Origin of the sequence: Agrobacterium sp. LAD9, assembly GCF_003031125.1 — a bacterium.
GTDB lineage: Bacteria > Pseudomonadota > Alphaproteobacteria > Rhizobiales > Rhizobiaceae > Agrobacterium > Agrobacterium radiobacter.
On the sequence record NZ_PHGS01000008.1, the window covers coordinates 26222 to 38515 of the forward strand.

Sequence of the window (12294 nt, forward strand, 5' to 3'; positions counted from 1 at the left end):
TAAGATCGTTTCGACCTCAAATCTCAATCGTGATCTGGACGACGCGCGGTTTCGCTATATATCGAATGTGGCGACTTTCACTCAACATCCCGGCGAAAGAAAGGTAGATTATGACAGACTTGACGATTGGCGGCACCGCTCCCGATTTTACTTTGCCCCGTAACGGTGAAGGGACGGTGACATTGTCCAAACTGCAAGGCAAGGCCGTCATCCTCTATTTCTACCCGAAGGACGACACATCAGGCTGCACCGCCGAAGCCATCGACTTCAGCGCGCTGGGCGGCGAATTCGAGGCCGCCAGCGCCGTCGTCATCGGCATTTCGCCCGACAGCGTCAAAAGCCACGACAAATTCGCGGCAAAACACGCGCTCTCCGTCATGCTGGCCGCCGATGAGGAGAAGAAGGTGGTGGAAGCCTACGGCGTCTGGAAGGAAAAAAGCATGTATGGCAAAAAGTACATGGGTGTCGAACGCACCACCTTCCTCATCGCGCCGGATGGAAAAATCGCGGAAGTCTGGAACAAGGTGAAGGTCGCGGGTCACGCGCAGGCCGTTCTTGAGGCCGTGAAGAAGCTCTGAGGGACCAATCCGTCGTGACGCCCCCGTTCAAGATCATTTCGCTCCGAGGCGGCGCGACGGATGCCATCGTGAGCGCCGATCTCGACAGAAAAACCGCGCTTGCGCAGGAAACGGCGACGCGCTGGTTTGCGCGCCGCCTGTCGCTGCGCTCCCCGCTCGACCCGCCGCTGCCCGAACGTCCGGGCAGGCCCGAGAAGCCGGAACTCGTGCCGCCAACCGCCGTGGAACGCCGCTCGCTTCACAGCGTCAAGGGACGGATCGCGCTGCTGCATGCCATCGCCCATATCGAACTCAACGCCGTCGATCTCGCACTCGACATCGTCGCCCGATATGCCAGCGAGCCCGTGCCGCATTCCTTTTTCGATGGCTGGATGCAGGTCGCCTTCGAAGAGGCAAAACATTTCCGGCTGGTGCGCGACCGCCTGAGAAGCCTCGGCGCCGACTACGGCGATCTGCCCGCCCATGACGGGCTCTGGCAGGCAGCTCATTCCACCCGCAACGATCTCACCGCACGGCTGGCGGTCGTCCCGCTCATCCTGGAAGCGCGCGGACTGGACGTCACCCCTTCCCTGCAGGCCAGGATGCGCGAGACCGGCGACCTCGAAAGCGCCGCCGTTCTCGACGTCATCTATAATGATGAAAAAGGCCATGTCGCCATCGGCGCGAAATGGTTCCGGTTCCTGTGCGCGCGTGAGAAGAAGGATCCGGCCGCAACTTTCAGGCAGCTGGTGCGCGCCAATTTCCGCGGCCCGCTGAAACCGCCCTTCAACGACCTTGCCCGAGCCGAGGCGGGTCTTACGCCTTCGTTTTACCGCTCGCTGACCGCCGTCAGCAATAGCTGACACCCGCAACTCACCTCCGGCAAAACTTCGTTAACCTTAACGAATTATGATTTCCCTTAAGAAATCGGCCAGTCCGGAGAGAGATTGTGACTGATACGGCGGAAAACCGGGTATTCGGCAAAAAGCGTGAGCCGCACGTGCTCATTCTCGCGCGCGGCGACAGGGTGCGGCACATGACCATCCGGCCGTGGATGGCGGCGCTTGCCGGCTGCACGATCGGCCTGTTTTCACTCGGCTATCTCGGCGCCACAAGCTATCTCATTTTGCGTGACGACCTGATCGGCGCGACCATGGCGCGCCAGACCCGCATGCAGAACGACTATGAAGACCGCATCGCGGCGCTGAGGGCACAGGTGGACCGTGTCACTTCCCGGCAGCTGCTCGATCAGCAGGTTGTTGAAAAGAAAGTGGAAAAGCTGCTGGAACAGCAGGCGGCGCTAACCTCGCGGCACGGCCGCATGAGTGAATTGCTGGAGCGCGCCGAAAATTCCGGCATCGCCGCCTCCCCGGCCGCGCCCTCGTCTCTTTCGAACGCCATGGCGCCGGAAAAACGCGCTGACCTCTCCGGCGGCCTTTCGGCCATTGAAAAGCTGATGGCGCCACGCAGGCCACAGGCGGAAAAGCCCGCTACATCAGACAGACGCGCCGCCTATGTACCCGAAGCCGGCGAAACGCCATCCGATCGGGCCGATCGGGTGTTCTCTAAGGTGACACTGTCGCTCAAGGATATCGAACGCCAGCAGATATCGCGCATAGCCAGACTGACCAGCGACGCCGAAGACAAGGCGAACGCGATGCAGGACATCATCCGGCAGGCGGGCCTGAAAATCGAGGAAAGCGGCACGAACGACATAGGCGGTCCCTATGCCGATCCCGAGCGCGGTGAAACCGATCCCTTCAACCTGTCGCTTACCAATCTCGACAATGCCCTGAACAGGCTCGACATCGTCAAGGAAACAGCAACCGCCCTGCCCTTCGGCAACCCGGCCCCCGGCCGGGCGATCACCAGCCGATTCGGCAACCGGATGGATCCGTTTCTCGGCCGCCCGGCCCTGCATACCGGCATCGATTTTCGCGCCGAGACCGGTGCTGACGTCAAATCCACCGGCGCGGGCAAGGTGACGGTGGCGGAAAACTCAGGCGGCTACGGCAATATGGTTGAGATCGATCACGGTCAGGGGGTTTCGACGCGATTCGGCCATCTCTCCGCCATTCTGGTGAAAGCCGGCGACAAGGTCGAAGCAGGCGACGTCATTGGCCGTGCCGGCAGCACCGGTCGCTCCACCGGTCCGCATGTGCATTATGAGGTGCGCCGCAACGATACGCCTGTTGATCCCATGCGGTTCCTGATCGCTGGAACGGAACTCAAAACCTATTTAAAATAGCAGCACGATTTTAATGCTTTTTTTGCGCTTTTTACGATAAATCGCTGAAATCTGCGCCAAAGGCTCAGAAGCCCCGCCCGAACCCCGCTGTTTCGCGCGCTTTCCCCGTTGTTTCCTTGACTTTCCGGCAATTTGGGCATATCCCCGCGCCAAGTCTTTGCAAGTGCCGCAGCGGCACGCAGGTGTTCTTACCGAACCAGAACGGAAAAAGTTCTTCCTTTGACAACATTCTCTGATCTTGGCCTGAGCCAAAAAGTTCTTTCCGCTATTGCAGATGCCGGCTACACGACGCCGACACCCATTCAGGCTGGCGCCATTCCGCCGGCGCTGGAAAAGCGTGATATCTGCGGTATCGCACAGACCGGCACGGGCAAAACCGCGTCCTTCGTTCTGCCGATGCTGACGTTGCTCGAAAAGGGCCGTGCGCGTGCCAGAATGCCGCGCACCCTGATCCTCGAGCCGACCCGTGAGCTTGCAGCGCAGGTGGCGGAGAACTTCGAGAAATACGGCAAGAATCACAAGCTGAACGTCGCCCTCCTCATCGGCGGTGTTTCCTTCGAAGACCAGGACCGCAAGCTTGAGCGCGGCGCCGATGTGCTGATCTGCACGCCCGGCCGCCTTCTCGACCATTGCGAGCGCGGCAAGCTCCTGATGACCGGCGTTGAAATCCTCGTCATCGACGAAGCCGACCGCATGCTCGACATGGGCTTTATTCCCGATATCGAGCGTATCGCCAAGATGATCCCCTTCACCCGGCAGACGCTGTTCTTCTCGGCCACCATGCCGCCGGAAATCCAGAAGCTCGCCGACCGGTTCCTTCAGAACCCGACCCGTATCGAAGTCGCCAAGCCTTCTTCCACGGCAAAGACCGTGACGCAGCGCATCGTCGCCGCGCACAACAAGGACTATGAGAAGCGCGCCGTGCTGCGCGATCTCGTCCGTGCCGAGGAAGCCGAACTCAAGAACGCGATCATCTTCTGCAACCGCAAGAAGGATGTGGCCGATCTGTTCCGCTCGCTCGACCGCCACGGCTTTTCCGTCGGCGCGCTGCATGGCGACATGGACCAGCGTTCGCGCACCACGATGCTGCAGAACTTCCGCGACGGAAACCTGTCGCTGCTGGTCGCCTCCGACGTCGCGGCACGCGGGCTGGATATTCCCGATGTCAGCCACGTCTTCAACTTCGATGTTCCCATTCATGCCGAAGACTATGTCCACCGCATCGGCCGTACCGGTCGTGCGGGCCGTTCGGGCAAGGCCTTCACCCTCGTCACCAAGAGCGATGCGAAATATCTCGACGCGATCGAAAAGCTGATCGCCGAGAAGATCGAGTGGCTGAGCGGTGACCTGTCCTCACTCCCCGCGCCCATGGAAAGCTTCGAGAGCAATTCCAGCCGCCGGGGGCCCAAGGAACGTGGCGGTAGAGGTCGCGACAGGAACCGTCGCGATGCACCCGCATCGCCGGTCGAAAACATCAATCAGGATGCACAGTCCGCTGTGGATACGGACATTGCGGCTCACGGAGAAGACAAGGTGAAGGCAGAACGCAGACCGGAAAAGACCCCGCGCAATTCCGAGCGCAACAGCCGCAACCAGCCGCACGCCAATGACGACAACCGCGACCGCCGCCGCCATTATCGCGACCACGACGATGGCCCGACACCCGTTGGTTTCGGCGACGACATTCCCGCCTTCATGCTGATCGTGGCCAACGCCAAGGCTTGACCAGCGCAATGGACAGCATGACACCAACCATCAAGCCCGGCCTCGATTTTCCGGGCGTTGGTGTCGGCCTTGTCATATTGCGTGACGAGCGCGTACTTTTGTGCCGGCGCTTGAAGGCGCCGGAAGCCGGATACTGGAGTATTCCGGGCGGCAAGGTCGATCACCTTGAAACATCCCTCGCCGCGGCACGCCGCGAGGCCGAAGAAGAAACCGGGCTTGAGATCGGCGACGTCGAATTTCTCTGCCATAGCGAATTTATCGATACGCAAGACCGTCACCACTGGGTTTCGCTGATCTTCGTCACCCGCGACGCGCAGGGTGAGCCGGCATTGACCGAACCAGACAAACTTTCCGCCATCGGCTGGTTCGATCCGGATAGACTTCCCGAACCCATCTCCGCCTTTGCCAAGGACGCCCTGGCCGCCCTGAAATAAGGCCGCACAAGCGACCAACCGAACTCGCTTGCAGGCAGCAAGGGCGTTCGACGGGCAATTTCACACAATCATGCGATCTATACGCCGGAGTCGGATTTTCCCTCTCCGCGCGATATCTTTTCCATAAATACAAAAATGAAAGAACGTCTTTGCGCCAGGCTTTCGGAATTCAATTTTAAATTGCTTAAATTAGCTACATGTAAAAAACCGCCCCAGTTTCCTGAAGCGGTTTATACGTAATGAAAAAAATAGAATATAGAATGTAATATAGTCTGGCAGTGCTTATAACCGGAACACTTTCCGAGGCCTGTTACAGCCAATTTCAGTCGTCCCCTGAAACAGTTACATCTAAGCTAATCATTTACTTTCCGTCAAGCAAATCTTCTCGCAAATGCGAAAAAAACATGGCGGAAAAGCGGTGAATAATTGGAAGGGTTATATATTCGTCATATATATCAATAAATTATGCAATTGATAATAAAATGTGCATGTTTTTGTGCTGCACTATAAAAAGCATAATCATGGATGAGTCTTTTCTAAACTGTGCTTATACGCGGCACATGTAATAGATTTATGAAGTAACGCAACTCACGGCAGGAGCACGAAATACTTCCTCGCCCATTCGGTGCAAAGGAGGAACAACTCCACCGCAAGAACAGCCGCACCGCGAGACCGGTCGCGCGCAATTGCACCGAATGAAAACAATTAAAAGTTGTTGGACTGCTCCGCGCCCTCGAATCGGGTAACTTCCGATCAAAACCGCCGCCCTGCGGATGGCGATATGCGATTATGATGAAACCGCAGCGATTTTTCCTTTGGAAAACCGGTTGTTGCCGATAAACATCAAGCCGGGACAACAGGATTTCTATCACGTCATGCTTTCACTTCGCCTGCTAACGATCATCGCCGGTTTTGCCTTCGCGGGCTCAGCAAGCGCGACATCGATTGGCATTGTTGCCCCTCAGAACGGTCCTTACGAGCTTCTGGGCCAGCAGGTGCGGCAGGGGGCGAAGGCGGCGGCGGCCAAGCTTGGGCTCGATGTCGTCGAAATCCACGAGAGCTGCGAAGACGGCAGCGGCGGCGCGATTGCCGATGGACTCGTGGCCGCCAAGGTCAGCGCCGCGATCGGGTTTTTATGCACGGAGACGCTTCAGGGCGTTCTGCCGCCATTGAAAGCGGCCGCCATTCCCGCGATCACGCTTTCCAGCCGCGCGCCGATCCTGATGGAAGATGCGCTGAAATACGGCTGGCCGCTCTTCCGCCTCGCCCCATCAGACCGGGCCGAATCGGACAGGATCGCCGAAATCATCCTGCGCGACTGGAAGGGACACTCCATCGGACTTGTGGATGACGGCACGATCTATAGCCGCGAGCTGGTGGACCGCATCCGCTCGGCGCTCGAGGAAAACGGCCTCAAGCCCACCTTCACCGATACGATGCGGCCCAACCAGGAACAGCAGGTGGCGCTTGTGCGCCGGCTGGCGCGCACCGGCATCTCCCATGTCTTCGTGGGCGCAGAGCGCAACGACGTCGCGATCATCGCCCGGGATGCCGCATCCGAAAACCTTCCCTTGACCATCATGGGCGGCGACGCCATGAACGCCGCCAACAACCCGGTTCCCCTGGTCGCGAATGTGCTGGCCGTCACTCGCCAGGCCTATGACGCCCTACCCTCCGCCCAAGCCATCGCCGGCGAATTGCGGGGCGCAGGCATCGAACCTGAGGGTTATATCCTGCCCGCTTATGCCGCGGCCGAACTCACCGCCGCCCTTGCAGAGGCAGTGCAGGCGCAGTCGAAACCCGGGCCGGAAATATTGGCTGGCGGAACCGTCTTCAAAACGGTCATCGGCGATCTCGGCTTCAACCCGTCACACGACCTTTCCGACAATCCCTATCGCCTGCAGCGCTGGAACGGCCAGCGTTTCGAACCGGCGGACAAGGCGGAAAGACAATAGGCAACGCGGCAGCAACGGAAATTCGATGAAACGCGGCTGAAAACCGCCGGCAACCGCGCGGCCAGCCGTTTCAAACCCGGATACTTGATGTTAAAGGCAGCTTACGCAACGCGTCGAGAGGAGTTTGCCCCATGTCCCTGCCCATCCGCATAGCCCCTTCCATTCTGGCTGCCAATTTCGCCAAGCTCGGACAGGAAGTCGCCGATGTCACGGAAGCAGGCGCGGACTGGATCCATCTCGATGTGATGGATGGCCATTTCGTCCCCAATATTTCCTTCGGCCCTGATGTCATCAAGGCGCTGCGCCCGCACAGCATGGCGTTCTTCGACTGCCATCTGATGATCGCACCCGTTGATCCCTATCTCGAAGCCTTCGCCAAGGCCGGCTGTGACAGCATCACCGTGCATGCGGAAGCAGGGCCTCACCTGCACCGCTCGCTGCAGACGATCCGCGGGCTCGGCAGGAAGGCCGGCGTGACGCTGAACCCCGCCACGCCGCTTTCGGTTATCGAGAACGTGCTTGATGATGTCGATCTCGTCCTGATCATGAGCGTCAATCCCGGTTTCGGCGGGCAGAAGTTCATTCCGGCCATGCTCGACAAGATCCGCGCGGCAAAGGCAATGATCGGCGACCGGCCGATCGAACTGGAAGTGGATGGCGGCGTGACGGCGGAAACCGCGGGCGCAATCGTTGCCGCCGGTGCGAATGCGCTGGTGGCCGGCTCGGCCGTCTTCAAGGGCGATGGCGTCGCCGACTACCGCAAGACCGTCGCTCAGTTGCGTGCAGCGGCGGAAGCCGGACGGACGTAACCCGCCACCGCTGAATGCGGACAGGCCGGGGGCTGCACAGCAAGGCGTTGGGGGACTTCATGGAAAGCGACAGGCGGGGTTTCCGTGACACGGCTTCGGCAGCGCTGTTTACGCTGCTCGGCGCGTTTGTCTGGGCCCTCTGCTCAGCCGCGGCCGCCACAATCGGCCTCTATGTCAGGAACCGGCTGGAAACCGACCACGCCACCGACATAATCACGCTTTTCTTCGCGGGCGGCCTTTTCGGCTGGCTGCTGGCCATGGCCGCGTTGCACTTCCTCCCCCCGTCCACCGCCCTGCCGCTGCGTTTTGCGGCGGCCTGTCTTGCCATCGCTTTTTTCACGCTGGCTGTCGCGGCGGCGTTTTTCGCTTTCGAGTACCGGATTTTCTATGCGCAATGGCACGCGCCGGCATTCTCCCGCATCTGGTTTTTCCAGCAGCTCTTCACATCGCTCGGCGCGATTTACCAGTTCTGCGTTCTGGGCCTTGGATTGTATCTACCCTTTGCCGCCATTCCACTCCTGCCTGCGGGTGTATTCCTTTGCCGACGTGCGCAACGAGCAACATAGGCATGTGGCTTGATAGATTGAGATTACCGGAACACTTTGCTAAACGGGCAGCAAAATTCCTCCACAAAGAAAGTCATTGCCATGATCCCTCGTTACTCCCGGCCGGAAATGGTCGCCATCTGGTCGCCGGAAACAAAGTTCCGCATCTGGTTCGAGATCGAGGCACATGCCTGTGACGCGCTGGCCGAACTCGGCGTCATCCCCAAGTCGGCTGCCCAGACGATCTGGGAAAAAGGCGGCAGCGCCACCTTCGACGTCGCCCGCATCGATGAAATCGAAGCCGTCACCAAGCACGACGTCATCGCCTTCCTCACCCATCTTGCCGAATTTGTCGGCCCTGACAGCCGTTTCGTGCATCAGGGCATGACCTCTTCCGACGTGCTCGACACCACGCTCAACATCCAGCTCGTGCGCGCCGCCGATCTGCTGCTCGCCGATATGGACCGGGTGCTGACGGCGCTCAAGACCCGCGCCTTCGAACACAAGAACACGGTGCGCATCGGCCGCAGCCACGGCATCCATGCCGAGCCGACCACCATGGGCCTGACCTTTGCCCGCTTCTATGCCGAGATGCACCGCAATCGCGAGCGCCTCGTCAATGCCCGCGCCGAAATCGCCACGGGCGCGATCTCCGGCGCCGTCGGCACCTTCGCCAATATCGATCCGCGCGTCGAAGAACATGTCTGCGAAAAGCTCGGCCTCATCCCCGAGCCGGTCTCCACGCAGGTCATCCCGCGTGACCGCCACGCCATGTTCTTCGCGACCCTCGGCGTCATCGCCTCGTCGATCGAAAACGTCGCCATCGAAATCCGCCACATGCAGCGCACCGAGGTTCTGGAAGCGGAAGAGTTCTTCTCGCCGGGCCAGAAGGGTTCGTCCGCCATGCCGCACAAGCGCAACCCGGTTCTGACCGAAAACCTGACCGGCCTTGCCCGGCTGGTGCGCATGTCCGTCGTTCCGGCAATGGAAAACGTTGCCCTTTGGCACGAGCGCGATATCAGCCACTCCTCGGTCGAGCGCGCCATCGGCCCCGACACGACCGTCACGCTCGACTTCGCGCTGAACCGTCTGGCCGGCGTCATCGAAAAGCTGGTGATCTACCCGGACAACATGCTGAAGAACATGAACAAGTTCCGCGGCCTCGTGCATTCGCAGCGCGTTCTGCTGGCGCTGACGCAGGCAGGCGTTTCCCGCGAGGACGCCTATCGTCTCGTCCAGCGCAACGCCATGAAGGTGTGGGAACAGGGCGCCGACTTCCTTGAGGAACTGCTGGGCGACGAAGAAGTGCGCGCCGCACTTCCCGAAGAGGTGATCCGCGAAAAGTTCGACCTCGGTTACCACACCAAGCACGTCGACACGATCTTCACCCGCGTCTTCGGTAACGCCTGAGACTTGAGCTGAGTAAGAGACCTTGAAGTTAATGTCGCCGCGACCTTGATCGCGGCGGCATCACAACACAGATATGGGCGCATGAAAGTTTCAGAAGCAGATATCCTGATCGTCCCCGGTTATACCAACTCCGGCCCCGACCACTGGCAGAGCCGCTGGGAGCGCAAGCTTTCCACCGCCCGTCGCGTCGAGCAGGCCGAATGGGCCAAACCCGTGAAGGAAGATTGGGTCGCCCGGCTGGTGGAAGAGGTCAACGCCTCCACCAAGCCCATCGTCCTCGTCGCCCATTCCCTTGGCGTGCCGACCGTCATCCACGCCCTGCCGAAAATCGGCAAGAAGGTGTCCGGTGCGCTGTTCGTTGCGCCGCCCGATGTCGCCAATCCCGATATCCGGCCCAAGCACCTGATGACCTTCGGGCCCTACCCGCGCGACCCGCTGCCCTTCCCGACGATCACCATCGCCAGCCGGAACGATCCTTTCGGCTCCTATGACCACGCCGATGACATTGCCGCCGCCTGGGGTTCGCTGCTGATCGACGCCGGCATGTCCGGCCATATCAACAGCGAGTCCGGCCATGGTCCATGGCCGGAAGGCGGCATGGTCTTCGCCCAGTTCTTGAGCCGGCTGAAGGCTGTCGAGCCCTGACGGTGGCGGCCGTGCGGGCCGCCTCCCCTTCGACCTGCCCCGGAAGCCTATTTTCCGGGTGCCGCGGTTTCTCCGGCCTGTCACAAGAATTGAAGGGAAATATGCGAGCCGCATTGTAGAATGCACTCTTTTCCTTTATGGGACCGCTTCAAAGACCAAACGCAACGCCACCAGAATCGGCGTCAACCAAGAGACCTGCAATTATGAACCGTCGCCGCCGTATTTACGAAGGCAAGGCCAAGATCCTCTACGAAGGTCCGGAGCCAGGCACGCTTATCCAGTTCTTCAAGGACGATGCGACCGCCTTCAACAAGAAGAAGCATGAAGTCATCGACGGCAAGGGTGTGCTGAACAACCGTATCTGCGAATATGTCTTCACGCATCTGAACAAGATCGGCATTCCCACCCACTTCATCCGCCGCCTCAACATGCGCGAGCAGCTGATCAAGGAAGTGGAGATGATCCCGCTTGAGATCGTCGTGCGCAATGTCGCCGCCGGCTCGCTCTCCAAGCGCCTCGGCATCGAGGAAGGCGTGGTGCTGCCGCGCTCGATCATCGAGTTCTATTACAAGTCGGATGAGCTGGAAGACCCGATGGTCTCGGAAGAGCACATCACGGCCTTCGGCTGGGCCAACCCCGCCGAGCTTGATGACATCATGGCGCTCGCCATCCGCGTCAACGACTTCCTCTCCGGCCTGTTCCTCGGCGTCGGCATCCAGCTCGTCGACTTCAAGATCGAATGCGGCCGCCTGTTCGAAGGCGACATGATGCGCATCATCCTCGCCGATGAGATTTCGCCAGACAGCTGCCGCCTGTGGGACATCGAGACCCAGAAAAAGATGGACAAGGACCTGTTCCGCCGCGATATGGGCGGACTTGTAGAAGCCTATTCCGAAGTGGCACGCCGTCTCGGCATCATCAATGAAAACGAACCGATCCGCGGCACTGGTCCGGTCCTCGTAAAGTAATATTGGCCTCGTAGGGTAAAATCAGGAGAAGATCAGGTGATCAAGGCACGGGTGACTGTTACGCTGAAGAACGGCGTTCTCGATCCGCAGGGCAAGGCAATCGAAGGCGCGCTCGGCAGCCTCGGTTTCGGTGGCGTCGGCCATGTCCGTCAGGGCAAGGTCTTCGACCTGGAGCTGGAAGGCGCCGACAAGGCCAAGGCCGAGACCGACCTGAAGGCGATGTGCGAAAAGCTCCTGGCCAACACGGTCATCGAAAACTACGCTATCGCCATCCTCTGAAGCCGCAGGAGCCGCCGTCCATGAAATCCGCTGTCGTCCAACTTCCCGGCCTCAACCGCGACCGCGACATGATCGCGGCGCTGACGAAAATCTCCGGAAGCGCGCCCGTCACCATCTGGCAGACGGAAACGGATATTCCCGATGTCGACCTGATCGTCATTCCGGGCGGCTTCTCCTATGGTGACTACCTGCGTTGTGGCGCCATCGCCGCGCGCATGCCGGTCATGCAGGCCATCCGCGAAAAGGCCGAAAAAGGCGTCAAGGTTCTCGGCGTCTGCAACGGCTTCCAGATTCTGGTCGAAGCCGGCATGCTGCCCGGTGCGCTGATGCGCAACGCCTCGCTGAAATTCGTCTGCCGTGAAGTGAAGCTCGAAGTCGCCAACAACGACACCGATTTCACCCGCGCTTACGACAAGGGCCAGATCCTGCGCTGCCCCGTCGCCCATCACGACGGCAACTATTTCGTCGAAGCCGAAGAGCTGAAGGCGCTGGAAGGCAACGGTCAGGTGGTGTTCCGTTATGCCGAGGACACCAACCCCAACGGCTCGCTGAACGACATTGCCGGCGTCATCAACGCCAAGGGCAATGTTCTCGGCATGATGCCGCATCCGGAAAACCTCATCGAAGCCGCCCATGGCGGCAATGACGGCCGCGGCCTCTTCGCTTCGGCGCTCGGCGTCATCGCAGCCTGATAGACCGGGCGGGCTTCAGGCCCGCCT

General features: G+C 60.0%; 13 protein-coding genes. All 13 read left to right on the forward strand.

All coding sequences use genetic code 11. From position 1 onward, the window contains the following. The first annotated feature begins 110 nt into the window (after nucleotides 1-110). The 13 genes from bcp (at nucleotide 111) to purQ (ending at nucleotide 12267) form a co-directional block, all read left to right on the forward strand. Nucleotides 111-578 (forward strand): thioredoxin-dependent thiol peroxidase, encoded by a 468-nt coding sequence (gene bcp / locus DA915_RS09295; RefSeq protein ID WP_099085257.1) that lies wholly within the window; start codon nucleotides 111-113, stop codon nucleotides 576-578. Nucleotides 579-592: 14 nt separating this feature from the next. Continuing rightward, complete coding sequence (locus tag DA915_RS09300; protein ID WP_107675689.1) at nucleotides 593-1420, forward strand: ferritin-like domain-containing protein; 828 nt, start codon at nucleotides 593-595, stop codon at nucleotides 1418-1420. Between the two features lie 86 nt (nucleotides 1421-1506). Continuing rightward, complete coding sequence (locus tag DA915_RS09305; RefSeq protein ID WP_107675690.1) at nucleotides 1507-2805, forward strand: M23 family metallopeptidase; 1299 nt, start codon at nucleotides 1507-1509, stop codon at nucleotides 2803-2805. Nucleotides 2806-3024: 219 nt separating this feature from the next. After that, nucleotides 3025-4530, forward strand: coding sequence for a DEAD/DEAH box helicase (locus DA915_RS09310; RefSeq protein WP_003507934.1), 1506 nt, complete (start codon nucleotides 3025-3027; stop codon nucleotides 4528-4530). Nucleotides 4531-4538: 8 nt separating this feature from the next. Beyond that, a complete protein-coding gene (locus DA915_RS09315) occupies nucleotides 4539-4964 on the forward strand; it encodes an NUDIX domain-containing protein (RefSeq protein WP_107675691.1) in 426 nt (141 codons plus the stop codon). A 773-nt stretch (nucleotides 4965-5737) separates the two neighbouring features. After that, a complete protein-coding gene (locus DA915_RS09320; RefSeq protein ID WP_192886452.1) occupies nucleotides 5738-6919 on the forward strand; it encodes an ABC transporter substrate-binding protein in 1182 nt (393 codons plus the stop codon). A gap of 131 nt (nucleotides 6920-7050) precedes the next feature. Next, nucleotides 7051-7728, forward strand: coding sequence for a ribulose-phosphate 3-epimerase (gene rpe, locus DA915_RS09325; RefSeq protein WP_003507931.1), 678 nt, complete (start codon nucleotides 7051-7053; stop codon nucleotides 7726-7728). Nucleotides 7729-7787: 59 nt separating this feature from the next. Next, the gene (locus DA915_RS09330; protein WP_107675692.1) at nucleotides 7788-8294 is read left to right on the forward strand and encodes a hypothetical protein; all 507 of its coding nucleotides are present in this window, start codon (nucleotides 7788-7790) and stop codon (nucleotides 8292-8294) included. A gap of 81 nt (nucleotides 8295-8375) precedes the next feature. Further along, entirely contained in the window at nucleotides 8376-9683 is a 1308-nt protein-coding gene (gene purB, locus DA915_RS09335; protein WP_003507924.1) for an adenylosuccinate lyase, read from the forward strand. An 81-nt stretch (nucleotides 9684-9764) separates the two neighbouring features. Continuing rightward, entirely contained in the window at nucleotides 9765-10328 is a 564-nt protein-coding gene (locus DA915_RS09340; RefSeq protein ID WP_107675693.1) for an alpha/beta hydrolase, read from the forward strand. Nucleotides 10329-10531: 203 nt separating this feature from the next. Next, on the forward strand, nucleotides 10532-11296 hold the full coding sequence (purC, locus tag DA915_RS09345; RefSeq protein WP_003507919.1) for a phosphoribosylaminoimidazolesuccinocarboxamide synthase: 765 nt from the start codon (nucleotides 10532-10534) through the stop codon (nucleotides 11294-11296). A gap of 36 nt (nucleotides 11297-11332) precedes the next feature. Then, nucleotides 11333-11575 (forward strand): phosphoribosylformylglycinamidine synthase subunit PurS, encoded by a 243-nt coding sequence (purS, locus tag DA915_RS09350; RefSeq protein WP_003507918.1) that lies wholly within the window; start codon nucleotides 11333-11335, stop codon nucleotides 11573-11575. 20 nt (nucleotides 11576-11595) lie between these two features. Further along, nucleotides 11596-12267 carry a phosphoribosylformylglycinamidine synthase subunit PurQ gene (gene purQ, locus DA915_RS09355; protein ID WP_003507917.1) on the forward strand — a complete coding sequence of 224 codons (672 nt, stop codon included), beginning with the start codon at nucleotides 11596-11598 and terminating at the stop codon, nucleotides 12265-12267. Nucleotides 12268-12294: the final 27 nt, after the last annotated feature.

What these genes read in the sequence shown, in the direction of transcription:
- DA915_RS09315 (WP_107675691.1), top strand. Translation starts at nt 4,539, where the DNA reads ATGGACAGCATGACACCAACCATCAAGCCCGGCCTCGATTTTCCGGGC.
- DA915_RS09320 (WP_192886452.1), top strand. Translation starts at nt 5,738, where the DNA reads ATGGCGATATGCGATTATGATGAAACCGCAGCGATTTTTCCTTTGGAA.
- purC (WP_003507919.1), top strand. Translation starts at nt 10,532, where the DNA reads ATGAACCGTCGCCGCCGTATTTACGAAGGCAAGGCCAAGATCCTCTAC.
- bcp (WP_099085257.1), top strand. Translation starts at nt 111, where the DNA reads ATGACAGACTTGACGATTGGCGGCACCGCTCCCGATTTTACTTTGCCC.
- rpe (WP_003507931.1), top strand. Translation starts at nt 7,051, where the DNA reads ATGTCCCTGCCCATCCGCATAGCCCCTTCCATTCTGGCTGCCAATTTC.
- purQ (WP_003507917.1), top strand. Translation starts at nt 11,596, where the DNA reads ATGAAATCCGCTGTCGTCCAACTTCCCGGCCTCAACCGCGACCGCGAC.
- purB (WP_003507924.1), top strand. Translation starts at nt 8,376, where the DNA reads ATGATCCCTCGTTACTCCCGGCCGGAAATGGTCGCCATCTGGTCGCCG.
- DA915_RS09330 (WP_107675692.1), top strand. Translation starts at nt 7,788, where the DNA reads ATGGAAAGCGACAGGCGGGGTTTCCGTGACACGGCTTCGGCAGCGCTG.
- DA915_RS09340 (WP_107675693.1), top strand. Translation starts at nt 9,765, where the DNA reads ATGAAAGTTTCAGAAGCAGATATCCTGATCGTCCCCGGTTATACCAAC.